This is a genomic window from Singulisphaera acidiphila DSM 18658 (genome assembly GCF_000242455.2).
Classification (GTDB): domain Bacteria; phylum Planctomycetota; class Planctomycetia; order Isosphaerales; family Isosphaeraceae; genus Singulisphaera; species Singulisphaera acidiphila.
This window is the reverse complement of sequence record NC_019892.1, coordinates 5,417,687-5,439,085: the sequence shown is the minus strand read 5'-3', so window position 1 is coordinate 5,439,085 and position 21,399 is coordinate 5,417,687. Positions and strand designations below refer to the sequence as shown.

The 21,399-nt window shown below is 62.2% G+C and carries 16 protein-coding genes, 1 tRNA gene and 1 pseudogene; 7 read left to right on the top strand and 11 right to left on the bottom strand.

Features of this window, described 5'->3' with window-relative positions; genetic code table 11:
- Positions 1 to 64 precede the first annotated feature (64 nt).
- Positions 65 to 802 carry a hypothetical protein gene (locus tag SINAC_RS21505; protein WP_015247700.1) on the top strand — a complete coding sequence of 246 codons (738 nt, stop codon included), beginning with the start codon at positions 65 to 67 and terminating at the stop codon, positions 800 to 802.
- On the opposite strand, the gene SINAC_RS21500 is transcribed toward SINAC_RS21505, so the two are convergent.
- From SINAC_RS21500 to SINAC_RS21475, 5 genes and pseudogenes are all read right to left on the bottom strand, one after another.
- A complete protein-coding gene (locus SINAC_RS21500; protein ID WP_015247699.1) occupies positions 763 to 2,010 on the bottom strand; it encodes a hypothetical protein in 1,248 nt (415 codons plus the stop codon). The two genes, SINAC_RS21505 and SINAC_RS21500, sit on opposite strands and share 40 nt — an antisense overlap.
- 875 nt (positions 2,011 to 2,885) lie before the next feature.
- Positions 2,886 to 3,143 (bottom strand): annotated as a pseudogene (locus SINAC_RS21490) (IS66 family transposase); the annotation flags it as partial.
- 38 nt (positions 3,144 to 3,181) lie between these two features.
- Complete coding sequence (locus SINAC_RS21485; protein ID WP_015247697.1) at positions 3,182 to 3,880, bottom strand: ABC transporter ATP-binding protein; 699 nt, start codon at positions 3,878 to 3,880, stop codon at positions 3,182 to 3,184.
- A gap of 84 nt (positions 3,881 to 3,964) precedes the next feature.
- Entirely contained in the window at positions 3,965 to 4,855 is an 891-nt protein-coding gene (locus SINAC_RS21480; protein ID WP_015247696.1) for an SWIM zinc finger family protein, read from the bottom strand.
- 49 nt (positions 4,856 to 4,904) lie between these two features.
- Entirely contained in the window at positions 4,905 to 8,024 is a 3,120-nt protein-coding gene (locus SINAC_RS21475; protein WP_015247695.1) for a DEAD/DEAH box helicase, read from the bottom strand.
- 790 nt (positions 8,025 to 8,814) lie between these two features.
- Here SINAC_RS21475 and SINAC_RS21470 point away from each other — a divergent pair.
- The 3 genes from SINAC_RS21470 (at position 8,815) to SINAC_RS21460 (ending at position 10,629) form a co-directional block, all read left to right on the top strand.
- A complete protein-coding gene (locus SINAC_RS21470; protein ID WP_015247694.1) occupies positions 8,815 to 9,714 on the top strand; it encodes a DMT family transporter in 900 nt (299 codons plus the stop codon).
- A 125-nt stretch (positions 9,715 to 9,839) separates the two neighbouring features.
- Entirely contained in the window at positions 9,840 to 10,394 is a 555-nt protein-coding gene (locus tag SINAC_RS38140; RefSeq protein WP_015247693.1) for a LysM peptidoglycan-binding domain-containing protein, read from the top strand.
- A 162-nt stretch (positions 10,395 to 10,556) separates the two neighbouring features.
- Positions 10,557 to 10,629: transfer RNA gene (locus SINAC_RS21460), tRNA-Val, on the top strand.
- A 338-nt stretch (positions 10,630 to 10,967) separates the two neighbouring features.
- Here the strand turns inward: SINAC_RS21460 and SINAC_RS21455 are convergent.
- From SINAC_RS21455 to SINAC_RS21445, 3 genes are read right to left on the bottom strand one after another with little or no spacing between them, the layout of a single operon-like run.
- Positions 10,968 to 12,284, bottom strand: coding sequence for an ATP-binding protein (locus SINAC_RS21455; protein ID WP_202802890.1), 1,317 nt, complete (start codon positions 12,282 to 12,284; stop codon positions 10,968 to 10,970).
- A 25-nt stretch (positions 12,285 to 12,309) separates the two neighbouring features.
- Positions 12,310 to 12,963: a hypothetical protein gene (locus tag SINAC_RS21450; protein WP_015247692.1), complete on the bottom strand. Its 654-nt coding sequence runs from the start codon at positions 12,961 to 12,963 to the stop codon at positions 12,310 to 12,312.
- Positions 12,960 to 15,737: an HsdM family class I SAM-dependent methyltransferase gene (locus SINAC_RS21445; protein ID WP_237722857.1), complete on the bottom strand. Its 2,778-nt coding sequence runs from the start codon at positions 15,735 to 15,737 to the stop codon at positions 12,960 to 12,962. The genes SINAC_RS21450 and SINAC_RS21445 overlap by 4 nt, the downstream gene beginning before the upstream one ends.
- Before the next feature lie 63 nt (positions 15,738 to 15,800).
- On the opposite strand from SINAC_RS21445, the gene SINAC_RS41305 reads away from it, so the two are divergent.
- Positions 15,801 to 15,980, top strand: a complete 180-nt coding sequence (locus SINAC_RS41305; RefSeq protein WP_237722839.1) for a hypothetical protein — start codon at positions 15,801 to 15,803, stop codon at positions 15,978 to 15,980.
- Between the two features lie 1,187 nt (positions 15,981 to 17,167).
- Positions 17,168 to 18,558 (top strand): ISKra4-like element ISSiac4 family transposase gene (locus SINAC_RS21430; protein ID WP_086018129.1). Its coding sequence is split into 2 segments (ribosomal slippage): positions 17,168 to 17,375 and positions 17,375 to 18,558, totalling 1,392 coding nucleotides; the frame shifts between segments, so codons are not numbered across the junction.
- A 28-nt stretch (positions 18,559 to 18,586) separates the two neighbouring features.
- Here SINAC_RS21430 and SINAC_RS41300 read toward each other — a convergent pair.
- Both SINAC_RS41300 and SINAC_RS41295 read right to left on the bottom strand, forming a co-directional pair.
- Entirely contained in the window at positions 18,587 to 18,856 is a 270-nt protein-coding gene (locus SINAC_RS41300; RefSeq protein ID WP_020467169.1) for a hypothetical protein, read from the bottom strand.
- 44 nt (positions 18,857 to 18,900) lie between these two features.
- Positions 18,901 to 19,281: a recombinase family protein gene (locus tag SINAC_RS41295; RefSeq protein WP_020467168.1), complete on the bottom strand. Its 381-nt coding sequence runs from the start codon at positions 19,279 to 19,281 to the stop codon at positions 18,901 to 18,903.
- A 157-nt stretch (positions 19,282 to 19,438) separates the two neighbouring features.
- Between SINAC_RS41295 and SINAC_RS21420 the strand changes: the two genes are divergently transcribed.
- A complete protein-coding gene (locus SINAC_RS21420) occupies positions 19,439 to 20,863 on the top strand; it encodes an IS1380 family transposase (RefSeq protein WP_015244773.1) in 1,425 nt (474 codons plus the stop codon).
- A gap of 126 nt (positions 20,864 to 20,989) precedes the next feature.
- Here SINAC_RS21420 and SINAC_RS40820 read toward each other — a convergent pair whose 3' ends face one another.
- Entirely contained in the window at positions 20,990 to 21,139 is a 150-nt protein-coding gene (locus SINAC_RS40820; protein WP_174377933.1) for a hypothetical protein, read from the bottom strand.
- Positions 21,140 to 21,399: the final 260 nt, after the last annotated feature.

The following is a 21,399-nucleotide window of genomic DNA, read 5'->3' as shown; positions in this document are numbered from 1 at the left end:
GGTAGATACCCAGGGGGTCAACAACGTGAACAGGCCCAATCAAGGCATACCGATTTCTCATCTCATGAAACTCACGGCGCTCATCGCCTTGCCCCTCGCCATCTTCCGGCCTACCCCCTCCATCCCGCAGTCTCCCCTGTTCCTGTTCGCGCTGGTGATGATCGGCATCGTGCTCGTCCAGGCCGTCATCCTCGGCCGCCCCCTGCGTGCGTTCCACTACACCTTCCTGGTGGTCGGCTTTGCGGCATCCTTGGCAATCACAGAGGTCGCCTTTATGCCCGCGACGCCCGGCAAAAGGGGTTCGTTGCAGCTCCTGGGAACACTGATCCGGTGGTATGAATCGAGTGTCGGTGACTTCTCATCGAATCACCGAATCTTCCAATACCTCGACACCATCGATCGTCGTGTGACGGAAACCCTCGGCCTTCTCATTGCCTGGGCGGCCGGCCTGTGGGTCGCGCGCCAGGTGAAACGACAAGGCCCACGACCTGGAACTCGCAACAGACATGTGATCCCGTTTATTCAAGGAGCCCTGATTGGCTTGGGCGTCCTTACCGCGTCCTCCTTCGCGATCGACACCTGGGGGACAAAGCCAAAAACGCCCACCTCGATTTCCAAAAACCTTCGCTGGTCAGGATTGGCGCATGCACCCATTCTCGGCAGTCATACCCGTATCCTGGGATGCGCGATCCTACCACTGCTCAGCGGCTTCACAGTCATGTACCTGAACCAACGGCGAAATCCCAGCGGTGCCGCCGTGGGTCAAGAGGAACCCGAGCCATCGCTGATCTCGGCGAGTTGAGCGTGGGTCGGGAAGTCTTCGACCCGATAGCGCTCGGGGTAGGCGCCCAGGGGGGTGAGCAAGTGGCCGGCCACTTCGGTCACCCGGTCCCAATCGCCGCTGGCGACGACCTCTCCGTTCTGCGGGCCGCCGGGGCGGAAGAAGAAGATGCGGTCGGTCTCGGGCAGAAGTGTGGAGACGCCCTCGGCCCAGACGGAGTAGCTCATCGCCTCGCCGGTTCGCGGGTTCTCCATGGCGTTGAAGCCCGCCAGGAACGCGTCGTCGCCGGTCTGGCGGTAGAGTTCGTTCAGCAGGCTCGCCTGCTCGGCGTAATCTCGGGCGAGCGACTTCATCCGGAGCCGCCGGAACGGCCCTGCGCAAGGGTGGTCAGGCTCGGGGAAGAAGGGGACCCAATCGTCATCCCGCAAGCAGAGCGGGTAGCCGTGGAGCGGCCTCGGTTTTAGCAAGGTCTCCTCGGCCAGGCTCGCCAAGGCGGCCAGGCCCGCGTCGTCGCCCGAGCTGGTCAGCAGCAAGGTGTCTCGGTTCGGGATCATCGCGACGAGATCGCCGTAGACGTCGTCGCGATCGATCAGGTCGGTGAGGATCAAGAGCCGCGAGGCGTCGTAGTGGTCGCCCCAGGGGGAGGCCATGACCCCAGGCGCGGGGGTTCGCCAACGATGCCGGCTGATCTCGCGAAGGTTGTCGCAAGCGACTTCGAAGGCCTCGTCGAAGTCGGTCTCCCACGCCTCGAGGTGTCGCCCTTGGACCAGGATCATCGACTGCGGGAGGTCGTAGACCAGGCCCCCCGCGTAATGCTCGCCGACGACCCGGTGGGGCACCGTCAACGGAGGCGCACCCGCAATCATCGCCTCGAGCCGGCCCGACTCATGGAACATCCGAGGACGAATCGTGGGCAGAAGGTCCGGGCCAAGGTCCTCGTAAAGCTCGGGAATCTCCTTGTAGCGATCGAACCAACTCCGCACGAACGCGTGGAGAATGTCCGGCCTCCGCCCACGTGAGGCAGAGCGGTACTCGCCGTAGAGGTTCCCGAGGTTCATGACATTGGCGGACTCGCCCGCCGAGACCAGTCGGAATTCGCGCGCATCGAATTGGATCGGGTTCGTTTCACCGGCCCGCCGGATCGCGTCGGCCAGCTGCCGGGCGAACCTCGCCTCGCTGGGCGGCCCGAAGAATCGATCGAGTATTCGCAAGGCAGCGCTCCGCTTCACCGGCCCGGTTCTCCTTCTCCCCCCGCTTCCATTTCCATTTCAACGGCTCCCGGCGCACATAGCCAGAGCTTCCGGCCGGCTTGACGCAACTTGGAGCGGCCGACGGCCTGTTGTAAGGCTGAGGCCAAGTGGGTCGACCCGGCACAAGCCTTCAGACGCCTGAGCCCCCAAGCTTCCCGACAGGACAAAGACTCCGGGTGGGACGCTCCATTTCGGTAGCAGCTCAACGGCACTACGCCAGATCGACCCGGGTGGTCCCCCCGCCAAGTGGGCTGAGTACCTCGCCGAACTCATCCACTCACCGGCCACGGGAACGACCTCCAATGGGATGATTGACATTATTAAATCGTTCCCTAGAGCAGATGGCTCGGGTATGTTCAAGAGGGGCGTCCGGCTGGCACCTCAGCCGGATGGTACCTTCGTTCTCATAACGGTCCTGACCAAGCAATGGAAGATAATGAAAGCGACGACCGGTTCGTTCAGTTGCCCCTGTTGTGGCTACAACGGGCTATCGCAACCGCCTTACAGAGGACTCGCCGACGTCTCGGCTGCGCGCGGCCTTGAGCCCCCCTATGAGGAGCACTTCGGTGCCCCTTCGTACGAGGTCTGCGACTGTTGTGGGTTCGAGTTCGGCAACGATGATAACCCCGGAACTGGTGTCCCAGCCTCCTTTGAGGAGCACCTCAGGGAATGGGTCCGGTCCGGGTGCGAATGGTTCGATGCCACGAAAAGACCGGAGGGGTGGCAACTCGAGGAGCAACTTGAGCGAGCCGGCCTACCTGCTTGAACGGGCTTCAGATCGGGTGGTCGTCACCGCACTGCAGGAGGGTACGAGGCGACGTGTTCCCACCCAGGGATCAGGGCACGTTGAGCGATTACTCGGGCTGAACAACCAGCGACGGGTGGGGTAGGGCGAACAGGTGTAATCGAAAGCACTTGGTCAGGAATTCGAGGACGTCCTTTCCTTGCTGGCGACAGGTCGCCGCCACAGTCAAGACTCGCCCGACGAACCGGCTGCCCCACTCGCTCGCCGTTCCACCGCTCGATTTGCGCCCCAACACGGCATGGCGCAGCGCCCGCTCGGCCGCGTTATTCGTCGGCTCGATCTCCCGCCCCCTGAGAAAGGTCCACAGGTGCTCTTCACGGAAACGCCACCAACGCAAAAACCGCTCTAATTTCCGGTCTCGAGGTCCGACTCAACCCGGCCGTCTCGGATCCGGACAACGCGATGACAGCGTGCGGCGACCTCGGGCTCGTGGGTGACGATGACGATGGTCTGCCCTTCGCGATGAAGGTCGGCGAAGAGGTTGAGGATCTCCTCACCGGTCTGCGTGTCGAGGTTGCCGGTCGGCTCATCCGCCAGCAGCAAGGCCGGGCGCTGAACCAAGGCACGCGCGATCGCCACCCGCTGCCGCTGTCCCCCCGACATCTGATTGGGCCGGTGCCCCATCCGGTCGGCCAGCCCGACCCGCCGCAGCGCCTCGGTCGCGCGGCCTCGGCGGTTCGCCCCCCCCGAGTAGGTCAACGGAAGCTCGACGTTCCGCAAGGCCGTCTGTCGTGGCAAAAGCTCGAACGTCTGGAAAACGAAGCCGATCTGCCCCCCACGGACCCGCGCCAGCTCCGACTGCGAAAGCCGCGCCACGTCGCGGCCCTCCAGCCAGTACCGCCCCGCGCTCGGCACATCGAGGCAACCAAGAATGTTCATCAAGGTGGATTTCCCCGACCCGGACGGCCCCATGATCGCGACCAGCTCGTTGGTCCCGATCGCCAGGTCGACCCCTTGAAGCGCGCGAACGATCTCGCCCCCCATCGGGTATTCCTTGGTGATCCCCTCCAGCGTAATCAGTTCGCCCGGCCGGTCAGGCATCATTGCCCTTCCTTATATTTTTTTGTCGCAAAGGAGTTTTCGACCCGAAAACGAGTGTACCGGTGCCGGACCAGGGAGCCTACCAGTTCAATTTTCGATTCGATCGACCTGGCTCTCCGTCTCCGGACCGAGGAACACATCCAGGCCGCGCGGGGAGGCCGCCTGGTAGGTCGCGAGCAACGTGTCCCGCAACGGGGCCTCTCCCTGCCAGAACGGAAACCCGCCGAGGCGACTAGCCAGCGCGACCGGCTCTCTGGGTACTTCGACCACACCAAACCAATCTTCGGTTCGCTCCTCGGCCACGTTCCAAAAAGGCTCGCTCTGAACGCTCAAGGGTTCGCCGGGCCGTGGTGCCGTGACGGCTTCGCCACGCCCCGAATTCGTCATCTCCAACCGCGCCATCAGGGCATCGCGGCTCAGGCCACGCAGGCTGAAGATCAGGAACGGGTCGCGGTCGAACTCCTCGCCCAGCAGGTAATAGACCGCCGCGATGTGCTTGCAGGGGTTCGACCAGTCGGGGCAGGAGCAGTCGGTCTTGAGGTCGGCCAGCTTCGTGGGGAAGAGCGAGACCCCCGCCTCCTTGAACACCGGTTCGATGTCTTGCGGCATCTCGCCGGCCAGGAGCTTCGCCGCGAAGAGTGCCTGGGTGCCCAGGACGTCGAGCACCTTCTTCCAGTCGGCCGGGGAGAGCGTCTTGACCGCGATCGTGATGTTGTACGGCTGGGACCGCGAACCCTGCACCTTCGCCGTAACCTTCCCCTCGGCGATCGCGATCGAGAGCACCTGCCCTTGCCGCGCGTAGGACCGCCCGCGCGCCAACCGGGCGCCGATGTTGAAGCTTTCCAGCACCTTGATCCAGCGCTTCGCCCACCAGCTCTCGCCAAACCCGCCCCGCTTCGACTGCGCCTTGATCCCCCCTGCCGCCTTCTTCGGACGCGACGGTGGATAACGATCATTCCACCAAGAGTCTCTCGCCATTGGCCTGCCCCTTTTTATGATTTTTTCCCCCGCTGGCTCTTCGTTGTTCTTATTCCGCAACCGCTTCCTTTCGAAGCGCGAAGAGATCTTTGAGTTCATCATTCGAGAGCTTGGTGAGCCAGGCCTCGCCGCTGCCGACGACCCGGCCGGCGACCTCTTTCTTCTGCTCGATCATCGCGTCGATCTTCTCTTCGAGGGTCCCGAGGCAGACGAACTTGTGGACCTGCACCTGGCGGGTCTGCCCGATCCGGAAGGCGCGGTCGGTCGCCTGGTTCTCCACGGCCGGGTTCCACCAGCGGTCGAAATGAAAGACGTGGTTCGCGGCGGTCAGGTTCAAGCCGGTCCCCCCCGCCTTGAGCGACAGGATGAACAGCGGAGGCGCATCGCTGTTCTTGCCCTGGAACCGCTCGACCATCCGGTCGCGCTGGGCTTTCGAGGTCCCGCCGTGGAGGAACAGGACCTCGCGCCCGAACGACTCTTGGAGATGGCTTCGGAGCATGGTCCCCATCTCGAAGAACTGGGTGAAGATCAAGGAGCGATCCCCGGCCGAGAGCGATTCTTCAAGCATCTCCGTCAGCCGGATCAGCTTGCCCGAGCGGCCGGCGACCGCCGAGTTGTCGGCGAGGTACTGGGCCGGATGATTGCAGATCTGCTTGAGCCTCATGAGCGTCTTGAGCACGATCCCATTGCGCTGGATCCCTTCGGTGGCCTCGATCTCCGCCTTCGTCTCTTCGACGAAGGCTTCGTAGAGTGACGCCTGCTCCTTGGTCAGCGTGCTGAACACCTTCATTTCCAGCTTTTCGGGCAAGTCGGCGATGATCGACTTGTCGGTCTTGAGCCGCCGGAGGATGAACGGGCCGCTCAAGGTCTGGAGCCGGCGCGCGGCCTCGGGGTCGCGCCCCGCCTGGATCGGGACGTGAAAGGTCCGCTTGAAATCGGCCTGCGTGCCGAGCCAGCCCGGGTTGAGAAACTCCATGATCGACCAGAGGTCGCCCACATGGTTCTCGACCGGCGTCCCGGTCAGGGCAATGCGGTGATCGGCCTTCAGTCCCCGCGCGGCCTGCGCCTGCTTGGTCTGCGGGTTCTTGATATTCTGCGCCTCGTCCAGCACGAGGGTGTTCCAGTTGACCTGCTTCAAGAGGTCGAAGTCGCGATGCAAGAGCGAGTAGCTGGATAAAACCAGGGCCTGCTTCCTGGCCTCCTTCTTGAAGCCGGCCCCCCGGGAACGGTCGAGGCCGTGGTGGATCATGACCGGCAGCTCGGGCGTGAACCGGGCGGCCTCCTTGTGCCAGTTGCCCACGACCGACATCGGGCAGATCAAGAGCGTCGGCCTGCGCTTGCGGGCGGGGGCCTGCTCCCACTGGCGCTGGATGAGGGCGAGGGTCTGGATCGTCTTGCCCAGCCCCATGTCGTCGGCCAGGCAGGCGCCCAGGCCCCACTGGCGGAGGAAGCTGAGCCAGGAGAAACCACGCGACTGATAGGGGCGAAGCGTCCCTTGAAAGCCGCTAGGCGGCTCCAGCGCCTCGAACTCCGCCGCTCCTTCGAGCTGGGCCAGCAAGTCGGCGATCCAGCCCGACGCCTCCACCCCCGCGAAGTCGAGCGAGCCGGGGGGCTGCCCGGCCCCGAGCGCCATTTGCAGGGCGTCGCGGGCCGTGATCGACGTCCCCCCTTTGGCTTTCCAGAAGGCGAGGGCCGCCTGAATCTCCTCGGCGCTAAGCTCGACCCACTGGCCGCGCACCCGCACCAGCGGCGACTTGAGGCTGGCCAGCGTCTTCAGCTCCTTGAGCGTCAGCGTCTGGTCGCCGAGTGCGACCTCCCAGCGAAAATTCAGCAGCTCGTCGAGCGAAAGCCCGGATTTACTCTTCAGCTTGGGCGACGCAATGGCCGCCCGCGCCGCCAGCCTCAGCTTGGTCCCCTTCCGCGTCCACCAGGCGGGCAGGAAAACGCCGAAGCCCGCCTGCTCCAGTGCGGCGGCCTTCTCGGCGAGGAACTCGTGCGCTCCGGTCGCGTCGAGCTCGTAGCCCGAAGGCGCGGCCGACTTCAGGCTCGCCTCGATGCGCGGGCTAATCGCAGCGGCCTGGCCGAGCGCCGAGAGCAGGTACTCGCGCGGTTTGAAGCCGTCACGCCCCAAGATCGCCGCTTCGCGCCCTTTCCCCTTCCACGCCACATCGGCCGGGATCAAGAGGCTGAGATCGTCGATCGCCTGGAGAAAATAAGCAACCTGCCAGCGATCCGCATTCTTGCCGGTGGTCGCCTCGGGTTCCTCCAAGCGCAGGCAGAGCCGGAACGGCGCCGACGCAACCGCCTCGAGCGGCCGTCGCCAGCGCCTGACCTGCTCGGCCAGCCCCGCCAGGCCGGCCGCATCGCCCGACATCCGACCGTCGGGTGTTCGCAAAGCGTGAACCCACTGATCGTGCAGACTCGCAAACCGCTTCTTGCTCTTGCCCCGCTCGTCCGCCTTCGCCGAGGTCCGCACCAGGTGATCGACGAGGGTCCCCAAAACCTCGGTGAGCAACGAGGACGCAGCCGCCTCAGGCGCTTTTTCCGCATCCAGGCTGAGCGCCCGGCAGGCATGAGGCATCGATCGAGCCAACCGCTCGGCCAGGAGCCGCTCCTGCCCGGTGAGCACCGGCTCCCAGCAGGCGCGAAAGATCGAGCCGTCCCCCTCCTCCTTCAGCCCCGGCAGATACTGCTGCCGCGCGACCAGCGAACCGGCGAAGCGAAGCACGTTCGCCCAGTAAGCCAGCGTCTTCCCGAGGACCACGCCCGGCCCCCAGGTCGTCCGTCCGATCCCGGCCAGGAGGACCGCCACCGCCTGCTCGGTCGTCAGCGCAAGGGCCGAGACTTCCCAAGGCGTCAGGCTGACCGCCACCGGCCCCTCCTCCGCCTCGGTCAGCAGCGGGCTCGACGGCAACGCCCCTTGCGCGTTCGAGGGGAGCCACGCCACCCAGCTTTGCCCCTGCTCCTTGGCAGGAGCAAACCCAGGCACTTCGGCCGCCACAGCCTCGACGAGCCGATCCCCCTCCAGGGCGAACCGGGAGCGGGCAGGCCGGGCGGAGCCGACGACGCGGCGAGTCCCTTTTCGAGAGGCTTTCCGAACCGAGCCGTCGGAGGTCTCCCCCCACAAAAGCAAACGGCCACCCGACACCGACACATGAAGGATCATCATCGTTCTTGCAAGCCGCTCGATCGAGACGAGGTTTTGTGGATCGGGCTACAACGGGTTGGCAGGTGCACGAGACCGGTCGCGTCCCTTTTTTTTTTGAAATGGCCATGCTGCTTGATCTGAATTATTGTTGAGAAAGCCGCGCGACGCAAGTTGACCACCGCTCTCCGCTTGCTTTCCAGCCCTATCGTCTTGGGTTCGCGAGAGTCAACCGCAAAGCGCCAGGGCCGATCGCGCTGAAAAAACGGGGGGGGGAAAACGGTTTCAGCGCAGCGTGGCCCAGGTTGGGGACGCCTAAGGTGCCTGTCTCGGAAGGTCAGGCTTCACCGGGGAAAAGGGACGTTGGGGTGCCACGGGTTCCGTACTCGGACCCCGTGCGCAACAGGCCAAGGCATTCCCGCATGGGTTCCGAGTACGGAACCGCATGGCACCCGGAAGGTCATCAAAAACTCCGATGCGATTCGCCTTCTGGGACAGACTCTAAGCCGTTGGTCTCGGTTTTCTTTGATTTTCTGATGGGCGACTGCAGTGATGTCATCGCTGTTGGGTGCCACGGGTTGTACTCCACCCGTGATACGATAGCCCAGGTTTTTGGCTCACGGGTTGGGTACAACCCGTGGCACCCAGGGCTTGCACATGATTCAATGCAAAGAAAAACCTAGTCCAGGCGATTAGAGATTGCCTCTCTGCCCTTTCCCGATTCACGTTCCCCGGTCAGAATAAGGTGACTCCTCAATCACCCGTCTCGAGATGAGAGCGGGCTTTCCCCGCGCCGCAACCGCTTGGATTCTCGATGACCGACAGCGACAGAGCCGTTCGTCCCGCTCTCTGGATGCTCCAAGGCGCCTTGGCTTTCGCGACGATGGGAGCGATCACGTCATCGCTCAGAACCCGTTGCGACTGGCTCGTGATCGCCCTGGTGCGGGTCGTCTTCATGTTCACGACCACCCTGATGCTGGCCCGGGCCTCGGGGGTCCGGCTCGTCTTCATCCGCCCTCGGACGTTATGGCTCCGGAGCCTGGCCGGCAGCTTCAGCCTCGTCTGCAACTTCTTCGCGATGACCCGGCTGCCGCTGGGCGACGTGCTGACGCTCACCAATTCGTACCCGCTCTGGATCGTCCTGATGTCGGCCCTTCTGCTCCGCCAGCCCCCGACCACGGCCGAAGGGCTGGGCGTGGCCAGCGGCCTGCTCGGCGTCGTCCTGATCCAGCGGCCCCAACTCGCGGGCGACCAGTTCGCCTCCCTGGTCGCGCTGGCCGCCTCGGTCGCGAGCGCCCTGGCCATGCTCGGCCTCCACCGCCTCAAAGGGATCGACCCCCGCGCCATCGTGGCCCACTTCTCCGGTGTGGCCAGCCTGATCGCCGGGACCTGGCTCGCCGTGCGATGGGACCACGGCACGATCCATCTGAACCGGCCCGACGCGATGACCCTGCTGATGCTCTTCGGGGTCGGCGTCACCGGAACCGTCGGCCAGTTCTTCCTCACCAAAGCCTACGCCGCCGGTGCCCCCGCGCGGGTCGCTGTCATCAGCCTGATCCAGGTCCCGTTCGGGATGCTCTTCGACCTGGTGATCTGGGGCCGCTCAATGACCCCACTCGGCTACCTCGGCTTCTGCCTCGTCCTGGCCCCCACCGCCTGGCTGACCGGCCGAGCCAACCCGAACCGAGGCGAAAGCCTCCCCCCCATCGAATAGCCCCGCCCCTTGATCCCCAAAGTTTTTTCCCAAACCACTCAAGTCCCACCGTCCCTCCTGCCGATACCCTGCAACACCACCATTGCGCACCACACCATACGACGCCGGCCGAGGCCCCGAATCTCATGAACCGCCACGTGGGAGCCAGCTTCACCCTGAGTGTCCTGGTCGTCGTCTTCTTCGCCGTCATCCTCTACGAACCCGACCACACCCGATCCCGCGTCCCCGCCTCCGAACCCGAACCCGTCGAAGCCTCTCCGACCCCGCCTCCCCCGACCCCTGGCGTCCCCCTCATCGAATCCACCGCCAACCTCCTCCCCGAGCCATCCCCAACCCTCGCCGCCTCCCCCTCCTCTTCCCGCCCGATTGAAGCCGTCGTCTCCCTCGCCCCTGTTCCCCCTCCCAAGCCCCCGGCCCCCTCCCCCCGTGCCCGCGTCCCCGCGCCCGACCCCAGAGCCGTCGTCCAGGTCGTCTCGCGTCGCCAGCCCCCTTCGCCCCCGCCCCCCCCCGGCCGCCACTCCGCCTTCACCCAGGTCGCCGAGGGCGAGTCCCTCTCCGACGTCGCCCTCCGCGTCTACGGAACCTCCGAAGCCACCACTTCCCTGTGGCGCGCCAACCGCGACATCATCGCCCGCCGCGAGACCCCCCTCGCCCCCGGCCTCGTCCTGCGCACCCCCTGATGTTCTCCAAAGCCCAACCCCTCACCCACAGCCATCAATCCTCCGATCAGATCCGAACCGCCACGATCGCCTGAAAACCATCTTGCCCTCGCCTTGGCAATGAGTTAGGATTTCCTCCGTTCGACCCTTGGACACATCCCCAAGGCCGAAGCAGAACAGCCCGGGCGGCTAACTCAGTGGTTAGAGTGCCATCCTCACACGGTGGAAGTCGCTGGTTCGAATCCAGCGCCGCCCATTTTTAAAGTCATACACAGCACAGATATAAGTCGAGAATCGAGACGGTAATTCTTGTTGCAACCGATTTGTTGCAATTTCGTCCGCTCTGATTAAACGGTTACGGCCACGTCGTCCAGAAGGACGGCGTGGTCGTTTTCGTTTCGTCGTCAAGTCGCCTACAGCAATCGACGTTCTCGTAATCAACAGTCGACCAAAAGCGTCGAGCTTCCGATCCACATCCATCGTGTGCAGGAGCGGCGGGTCGAACCCGGGCTGCTACGGGTGGCGTTCTTTCTTCACTACACCTCCTCACCGTCGCCGCTTTGACGACAGTCGTACATCGTCTTGTTCTGAGGCTCAGCCGGGATCAGGAGGCGGGGAGGCGGCTCGGTAGCGTTGGCGAGTATGGTTCGGCTCCTCGGGGATCGTGAACTCAAGTTCCCCAGTCTTCACCATCGGCGAGACGATCTTCTGACGCAGGTAAACCTCGGATCTACCGAGCATCCTAGCAAGCGCGGGAAGGGCCAAGTCATTCCAAGAGCAGAGCTTACGGACGACACTTTTCACCGCCGCCTCGGGAGCCCGCTTTCCCAACGCCCTGATTGCTTCCGTAAGCTCAACCGGAAGCTGTGGCTCTGGTGCAGAGCCTTCGGAGTGACCATCCGTCGAGTTGCCACCTTCGGAGTCAAACTCCGAAGGATTCGGAGCTAACTCCGAAGGTTTCTCCCCGACCTCCGAAGGTCCGCTCGTTTCCTTGGATTGAATCAGGTTCCAACTGGCGAGCACCATTTCGGTTGGAACATAATACGTCCCCGAGCCTTGCCCCTTCTTCTGCAAGAGGCCAAGGTCGCAGAGACGGCGCAAGTGCTTGCTGGCATTAAGCGTATCGGCACCTCGGTTGAGATTCCGGTACGACGAGTTGTCGATCGCCCCGACTTCCCGAGCCGACACCAGGGCTTTTCGCTCCTCGTCGCAGAGGTTGAGTTCCGAGAAAGTCGCCAACCAGTCGAGGTCGTCCCGGCTCAAGAAGTGGTGAAACAGGAGGATGGCGATGAAGCTGTTCCCAATGCGGTCGGACTGAAGATAGGGAGGCGAGAGGCTGCATTTAGCCATGAGTTCCCGCATGACCCGAATGCCGCTCCCTTTCGTCTCGGCGAACTTGATCTCGTGGAAGACGGCGGCGATCTTCGGGTTCCGGGTTTCGGAGCCGGGCTCGCCCAGGCGTTCCTCGGCCTTGAGCGAGTAACCGGGGTTGCGGATCTCCAGGCGGTTGGCATAGCGGATGATCTGGATCGAGCCGTGAACCTTATAGGAGCGGTGCATCACGGCGTTGGCCACGACTTCCCGGATCACCCGATCGGGCAAGAGGGGGATCTCTCGCCCTTGCGTCTCCCCGGCAGGCAGCGAGAACGCCCGAGGGAGGTCGTCGAGGATTGCGGCTCGAGCACGCTGGATGGCCCGGATCAGAGGGCTGCGGATCTCGATGGTATCGAAGCGGCGGTCGGGGTCTTTGACCCACTGCACACCCGGCACCCGGATGTAGTCGATCCGCATCATCGGGAAGAACTGACGGAGAGCCTTGCTCGATCCGAAGAGGAGCATCCCACGTTGCGGCAAGTGCCTGAAACAGCCGCCGTCTAGCGACGATTCTGTGACTTGAATTTCAAGGACCACGCGGCGGGAATCGGCAATCCGGCGTTCATACCGTGAGCATCGTTCGAGTAACAAGCATGTGATGAATTCTAAAAACAGGTGTTTCCAGCGCGCGATGGTGATGGGTTTCCCAAATATGCTCGTTTTCTGGGCGGACGCTGGATCGCTCTATATTTCCTGGCGGGTCCATGCCAAGCTCTAAGTGACGGGCGTGGATATTAGCCTCGATGTTTTGCTTTGCTCGATCGACATCGCCGTCTAGGACATAGCCAAGCATGCCTCCATGCTGGACGAACGGTGAATATTGCCGACTAACAAATCGTGTCATACCCTGACTGACATATTCTGAACTATAGGCCCGCGTTTCGCCTTCCTTTACAACATTTAAGCGTTTGCATTCCAGGCAGAAATAAATATCAGCCTGAAGTGCCGGGAAGAAAGCGATGTCTTTACGGCCTGTCTCACGCTCCAGTTCCAGGTCGATCTCCACGTCTTGCACCCTGATGAGGAAAGGCAGAGTGCACAGAGACTGATTGCGGCTGAGCGAGCAATACAAAGCAACCGTGATCCTATCTTCCAATTGGTCAGAGGCGGGGGCCGGCATGGCCTGCCAACTCGTGAGTACCAGATCGATGATCTGCGGGATGAAATTCGTGGAGAAGAAATCGTCCCATTCGGCCGGCGATCCGACGACGCTCATGCCCCCTCCTTGGCCGAATGCATGAGTAGGGTGCCGGCGATCTCGTCCGCATCGTTCAGGGCCGCTGTTCTGGACCAGTACCGCAGACCGATCGGCTTTACGACATAAAGCCGGTTGCGATCGAAGATTTTAAGGCCCCTGGCGATCTCCAGCGTTGAGTGTCTCTGGTTCACCAATTGCTGGAGGTGCGACAGCGTATCAAGCAGGCCCGTGGCGTCGATATCGACGGTACCAGGGCCATCACCGCGTCGCGTCTTCTCCAAAATAGCCAGGCCGACGCCCAACTGTTCGGAGGCGACGGATTGGCCACGCACTTGGAACGGCCCATTTTTCGACCAGCCGTTCAGGGTCCGGCACAGCCAATCCGTGTAAGTCGCTCTCACGTCCGACCCGGCGGGCATGATGGAGGCAACCTTGACGGTGCCTCTGCGGGGTTGGATGCTTGGGATGGTGATGTCGGCGGTATCCTCGATCAAGGCTTTTTCCATCGGATGAATGTCGAAATACTGATTGACAAGCGGCTCCAATTTGAGCGTGGCGTTACGGACGATCCCTTCCCGGTCGGTCATCAGCGGGTCGGTGCGGCGGGCCGCCTCGGTGACAATCGCGGCAATCTCATCGACGATCCGCGTTGCTGTGGCGGGGTCGGGATGATCTTTGGGCAGGGGGAAGGGGGCACGCAGCAATTCCTCGACGGTCACTCGCGGCCGACTAATGCCCCAATTAGTGGAGGTATGAAAAAGATAATACCTCGCCAGTTTCGTTCGTAAGTAAACGGTCAGGAAGATCAGGAGATTGCGGTCTTTCTGCGGCCCGTGGATGCCCCGCACCGCATGCTGAAACGAAACGTCGAAATCAGCGAATGCGATCCCCGATAGCCCTTCCGTGACGAGCACATGCGGGGAGCGGAAAATGGAGGTGTCTTTGATTCGGCGTCGCACCTGAACCTGATCGCTTGCGAGCCTGTTGCAGTCGGATTCCAGTAAGAAAAGGTCGAGATGCTTCGACTTGGCTGGGATGAAGTTCCGGCCGGGCAAGGAAAGCGTTTTCTCGTCTTCAGGCGGATCGTTTTCACCGAACGGCTGGAAGCCTTCAGCCATCAACCACGGCTTGCTTGACTCGCGGTCGCGTGGCTGGCGGACCTGATCCCGCAGGCGAGGGTAAAGGGATAGCCGGTCGAGGAGTCGCCAATCGCGTGGCGAGGCCCAGAAACGCTGTTTCCAAATCTGTGGGGCGTCCTTGCCCTTCAAATCATCTAGCACTTCCTTCACGGTCAGGATCGTCCGGTCCTCCGTGTGAACCGTCAGCACCTCGGCTTGCTTGACTCCCCAACTCGTCTTGGGGGCCAGGTAATCGATGCGTTGCCTGACGTTGGCCGGCGGCTGTTTTCTGTACCGGATCACGATCGCGGCGACCGAGGATTCGGCGAACAGGAAGAACCGATAATCGGCGAGATTGAGAACCCGCTCAACGGCATGGCGGGTAAACAATGCCCGCTGGAAGTCTATGGCCCGATCGCGGTGGTGAAAGAGTGTGCCGTGCGGCAGAACGAAGCAAATACTACCGTCCGGCGACACATGCTCGGCCGCCTTCCAGGTGAAGGCGGTGGCCAGTTGGTTGTCGGGGAAGGGAAGCTGCCGGCTCGGGTCATTGCACCAGACGGCGGGCGGTGATTGCAAATCGGTGACGCTGATCCACGGCGGATTGCCAACGACGACATCGACCAGCCGGGGTAATGCGGCCTCGCTGGTGAAGAAATCCGCACAGCGGATGGTCCCGCCCCGATCCTCCGCCCTCGACTCGTGTGGGGCGTGGACCAGCCGGGGCAGCATCTTGCCGGCACTTTGCAGCTTACGGATTTCAGGGGGTGAGAGATGATCCAAAAAAGCCAGGTACAGGCTAAATGCCGTAATGCGGCAGGCTGTCCGGTTTTTGTCGATGCCGAAAAGATTCTCGCGGAGAATCTTGAGCAGGCCGTTCGCCCGGCGAACGTAGGTGGCATCTGGATTGGCCCGCGTCCAGCTTTCCGCCAACCTATTGAAGAGGCCGACCAGGAAGATGCCCGAGCCACACGATGGGTCGAGGAACCGTTTGTCAAGCAGCGATGCTTCACCGGCCAAAGCCATGTCGAGCACGATTTCGGCGAGGAATCGGGGCGTGTAGAAAGCCCCGGATTTCTTCTTGCCTTCGGCATCGGCGGCTGTCAGGAAATGCTCATAAATTTGGCTGATAGTTTCGATGGGAATGATACCGAAATCATACAGCCAGAATGAGAATGAGTGCTGTCCCGAAACGATGTCCGTCGCCTGAAAAAAACTGTTGACAACATTGAGATGAACATCGGTGATCTGCTCACTCTCGGCAGCTAAATCATCGCTGAATAAATCGCCATTAAAATCTTCGGCGAGTTGGCTGAACAGCTTGTAAAGCACGGTCTTAGCCATTGAGCGGGGCGTCAATCCGAGGACATCCCGCAAATGTTCGGCCTGGGCAATGCCGTGCGAGACAAGATAGTCGCGGTCGATGGCCCCACGGTCGAACAGGTAACAAGTGAAGACGAGGCGGCAAAGCAGGGAGTCGAGCACATGCGGCGGGACGTCGGTCTCTTTCATTTTCGCCAGCCGCTCCCGCGTCGCCCGGAGGTTCCGCAAGAGGTTGCGGTCAACCCTTTGCTCGGGATCGAAATGCTTTGCATTCCGGCGGAAATACTCGCCCGATTCCACCGCGAGCACGAACGACCTCAGACCTTCACTGACGCGATCCAGGGTCTCCACCAAGCTGTTGGATTTGGCCCCGACGGCCTGCTCGTCCGTCGGCTCCGCTAGCCCTGAGTAAACATGCACCCGATCGGGCGAGATGAGGACGAGTACAGGAACAACGCCCTGATTCCAGAATCGAAGCCGGAGTTTGGAGACATCGCCGGCATCGATCGTTTCGACACGCCGAAAATAGATGACCGGCAACCCGTCCTGGCAAAGAACGCCATCGATACCGAACTGCTCGAACGCCCGGCGTAGCGTTTGAGGCTGGGGAGCGGACGCACCCGCCTGATCGAGTTCTTCCACGCTGGAGAAAAAAATCGGCGGACGCAAATTCCCTAGGCCGAATTCGTCACGCCAATTGATACCGGGTTCGTTGGTCATGTGCCCGACGACCCTTTCCCTTGCACGAGTTCAGAGGACTCCGATTCCAAGCGGTAGGCCCAACCAGAGGCTTGCTCAATGGCTTTGATGGCGTAACCACGGCGTTGAAGTGACGGAATGCCTCGAGAGATCGTCTGATCCGACACGCCAAGCCTTTCGACCAACGACAGGGTCGAATGCGCACCGTTGCGGATCAAACTGACGAGGCTGTCCAACCTATCGACGATGGCAAGGGATCGATCGTAACGCATCATGGCAGCCCCCCACCGTATGTCTAACCCGGAGTAATAGACTTGTCAATCCGACAGGGGAATTCCTGTTCAGGTAAGCCTTCCTAAAATCGCCGCAGGATTATCTCACCCCTCCCCAAACCACTCAAGCGGCCTTTTCGACGCAAGTGATCCCCCCGTAATGCGTCGTGACTTTATCTGAAAGCGATCCACCGGCCAGGGTCGGTCAACTCGCGGAGTCGATACCCGACGCCGATCCGTTTGGTGGAGGTGGTTCGGCGTTGCAGGCATCGGTGAATGATTTTCCTAGCCTCCGCTTCGCCCGATGCGACGTGGCGGACGATGCGGCCAGGCAAGCCCATACGGCCATAGGTCACGTCTACCAGCCAATGCCCCAGCAGGTCCCTGCCCGCCTCAATACGGTAGGCCCGGAAGCGGCCTAGCTTCGGATCGCACGCCTCCTAAGCGGCCGGATGTAATCTTTCTGGAGATTTTGATGGAAAGGTTCTCGCCGTAGTTGGAGAACCCGCTCTCCACGGCGTGCCGCAAGTCACTGCGTGTCGTAAAGCTTCGCTGAGGGATTTCCTGATGCTTCACCTGCCGGAACACCGACTCGATCTGCCAGCCATAATGCCATCCAAAAGCGAGGTGGGGTGGCCCGTCTCAGCGTGAGCCGGACCACCATAGCCTATCCCATCGGGAGGGGCTTGGTCAATTCCGCCAGACGGCCCTTGTTCCGGTGAGCGTCTTGACAGTTGGTGGAATCTTTGTACACAAGAGGGAAACCGGCGGTACCTGAGGAAAACCCGACCTCGGAAACGGAGTCCATCCATGCCGACCGCACCCGTGCCTCCCGAGAAACAGGCTGAAATCGCGGGGCTCGAGCAAGCCATCCGCGAGGCCGTCGATGCCGAAATCAGCGAACTCGCGGCCAATCTTGCCATCACCGACGACGCCCACCTCTTCGGCGCCAACGAATTCAAGATCCGGGCCCTGGCTCACAAGATCGCCGCCAAGGCGATCGAGCAGCACCTGACGCGAAAAAAAACGGATACGACGGAGCCAGCGTAACCTGTCCCCACTGTAGCCGGACGGCGGAGTTTCATTCGCACCGCCTGCACACCTCCTTCACCCTTGTGGGAGCCGTCCGCTACCGCCGGGCTTACTACCTCTGTCGATGCTGTGGCAAGGGGCTGTTCCCCTTCGATCGCGAAGCGGGGCTGACGACCCGCGACTTGACGCCGGCTTTGGAACGCGTCGCGAGCTTGGCCGGGGCAGTTGCCGACAGCTTCGAGAAGGGGGCGGAACTGCTCGAAGAGATGGGGGGTGTCCGGGTCTCGGAATCGACTGTCGAACGGACCACCGAAGAGGCCGGTCAACGTCTGGCTGAGGCGGTCCAGGCCGGCTCGCACTTGGGTCCCCCGGCCGACTGGCCCTGGCACAAGGATTACGAAGGCCAACGTTGTGCGTACGTCGAACTCGACGCCACTGGGGTGCGGCGTCAAGGGGAGGGAGGGGGACCCGCCGAAGGCCGCATGGCCTACGTGGGGATGGTCTGTAACCCCACCCCGGAGTGGCCTTGGCCCGACGAGAAACCGCAGCCGATGCAGGCGCGTTACCTCGCGGGCCTGTATCCCTTGGAGGAGTTCGGTCCCTTGCTCCGCACGCCCGCCGGAGACGTCGGTATGGACCGGGCCGATCGCTGGATCGGCCTCTCCGACGGCGGCGCGGGCCTGGAGGATCGACTCCGTGAAAACTTTCCGCGTGTGGAAGTGATCATTCTTGACTTTTTTCACCCTGCGGAGAAGCTCACCGGCTTGGCGCGTCTGCTGCACCCTCAGGACGAGGACCAAGCCGAAGACCAAGCCCGGCGATGGCGACAGTTGCTCAAAGAGGAAGGGGGCGCGGTGTTGGGATCTGTCCTGCGGGAATGGGACTGGCCGCGCCGGCCTGGCCTGGGCGAAGCCGCGACCGAGTTAATCGGTTACCTTGAACGCCAGGCGCACCGGATGGACTATCCCGAATACCTGGCGCGTGGCTGGTGTATCGGGAGCGGGGCGATCGAGAGCGCGTGCAAGACGGTGGTGGGGCAGCGTCTGAAACTGGCCGGAATGCGTTGGGGCGAAGACGGCGCTCACGCCCTCTGCCACCTCCGCGCCCTCTACCGCAGCGAAAAAGGCCAGTGGGACGCCTTCTGGAATCGCGACTATTCCAGCAACTGAACGTCCGTCCTACCAACTAATGTGATGCTCACCGCCCTTGTTCGACCGTTCGATCAGGTCCGCCGTAGGACATGCAGCAGATTCGACAGAGTCGTCCGGTTCGGCCGCCGCCACTCCAACAACCCGCAGCCGGGATGAGAACCCGGTGGTGGACCAGGCAACAGAGCAGTTCATGCAAACTTAGCGATCCGCCAAACTGATCAAAGATCAGCCGGACGGTCGCCTGGACTTGCTCGTCGGGGTCGATCGCCCACTCGCCCGAAGCGAGCCGGATGTACCCGATCGGCGGCACGCCCATCAACGCCCCCCCCGACGGGCCTTGCTAAGCTTAACATGAAATATTCAACATTTGACAACATTAAGTATTTCCAATATCATCATGTCATGAAGATCCAGCAAGAGCCTGTCATTGTAATCGGTCGGATCACAGATCGCCTCGGTGTTGGCCAGGAGAACGCGGAAGCGGGCGCAAAGTTCGAGCAACTGGTGCCAGTCGCGGTTGGAACGAGCCAACCGGCTCATCTCCAGGCCGAGGATCAAGCCAACGTGGTCGAGTGCAACCTCGGCCAGGAGCCGTTGGAACCCGGGCCGGCCCTCAATCGACTGGCCGCTCTTGCCGAGGTCATCGTCGATCGTGGTGATGCGATCGAGCGTCCAGCCGAGGAAGACAGCGCGGCCGGCCAGGGCGTACGGCCGGGTGGTGGGCCCCCAATGACAAATCACTTACTGATGCGCAGACTGACGCACATACAGCCAAATACCGATCAATCAAGGTGCCAAACCCTAACCTGGATTTCTCACCAGGGATTGAATCGGGCTGCCTTGCGTGTCATAGGTGGAATTGCGACAACCACTTTTGACACCGAACCAAGGCAGCCCGATGGCTACAGAGTGTAACTCGACTTACCTCGACTTTTCCATCCTCGGTCACCGCCAAGTGCTCGCCGATTTTGACGGGGGCGCCATCTCTTCCGACGGCGGTGCACTTCTGCTCCGTCAGATCGAAGCCCGCACCGGGATCATCCGCCAGTTCGCCGCCTGCTTTACCGACCATCGCGATCCTGACCTCGTCGAGCACCCCCTGGAACACCTCCTGGCCCAACGCGTCTATGGTCTGGCCTTGGGCTACGAAGACCTCAACGACCACGACGATCTCCGCTGCGATCCGTTACTGGCCACCGTCGTCGGCAAGACCGATCCCACCGGCCAGGACCGGCCACGGCTCCGCGATCGCGGCAAGCCGCTGGCTGGCAAGAGTACCCTCAACCGCTTGGAACTGACCCCTGTCGGGGCCGACGGACAGAGCCGTTACAAGAAGATCACCTGTCAGACCCATGAGGTCGAACGGCTCTTCGTTACCCTCTTTCTTCAGGCCCACAGCCGACCCCCCGAGCGGATCGTTTTGGACCTCGACGCCACCGACGACACGGTCCATGGCCGCCAACTTGGCCGCTTTTTCCACGGCTACTACAAGGGATACTGCTATCTCCCGCTCTACATCTTCTGCGGCGACCACCTGCTCTGTGCCCGGCTGCGTCCCTCCGACATTGATGCCAGCGCCGGCTCGGTGAAGTCCCTCAAGCGGATCGTCTCGCAGATCCGCCAGGCGTGGCCTCAGGTGAAGATCCTGATCCGCGCCGACAGCGGGTTCTGCCGCGAGGAGATCCTTCGCTGGTGTGAGGACAACGGCGTGGATTACCTGATCGGCCTGGCCAAGAACACCCGGCTGACGGCGGCGATCGCGACGGAATTGGCCCAAGCACGCCAGCAATTCGAGGCGACGAAACAGCCGTCCCGGGTCTTCGCCGAGTTGCGTTATCAAACGCAGAAGACCTGGAGCCGAGAACGTCGGGTGGTGGCCAAGGCCGAGCATCTGGGCAAGGGGGCCAACCCGCGGTTCGTGGTCACGTCGCTCACGGTCGAGGAACGAGCGGCGCCGCCGCTGTACGAGCAAGACTACTGCGGTCGCGGTGAGATGGAGAACCGGATCAAGGAGCAGCAACTCCATCTGTTCGCCGATCGGACCAGTGCCCACACGATGCGTGCCAACCAGATCCGGCTGTTCTTCTCCTCGATCGCCTACGTGTTGCTGGAGGCGTTGCGGCGGCTGGGGCTGGCGGGAACGGCGATGGCCGAGGCGCAGTGCCAAACGATCCGTCTGAAGCTCTTGAAGATCGGGGCGTTGGTGCGGGTGACGGTTCGCAAGGTGTGGGTGAAGTTCTCGAGCGGTTGTCCGTATGCGGAAGTGTTTCGGCGTGTGCACACCAACTTGGCGCGGTCGGGGCCCTTGATCCCGAGGTGCTGAAACGAGGAGACCCAGTCAAATGAGGCGGGAAAGCCCCTCCCTGAGGAGGGGTGAGGATCGGGGTGCGCCCCCGCCTGGGCGCGGGGGCCTGAGGAACCAGGTTCGCGTTGGCGTGAAGAGGTCCGATCAGGTCCACGCCGACGTGATGAGCAAGCGGGAGACCACGCAGGCCGCGGGTGGCGGGGGCGAGCCGTCGAAATCGTCGAGCGATCGGACCCCGAAAGAATAGGGTGAGAAATCCAGGCTAAGCTTTGACAAGCGTAATGTGTCACTCATGGCCGACCTCCTCGCCGCGCGGAGGTATTCCCAAAAAGTCGATTTTCGCACCGCAAAGTGTTCGAAAACCCCCGAGAAATCCAGCAGGTGCACTCTCTGATTACGGAGTTGCTGCTGGACTGCAAGTCCCGTGGCCTGGAGATCAAGCGGAGAGAGAATACATCAAAAAACTAGCGACCGTTGAATTGATCAGAACTGTTGAGTGTGGTGTTCGCTGGGGTCATCTACGAGGACGGAGTGAAGAAAACCAACGCCGACTA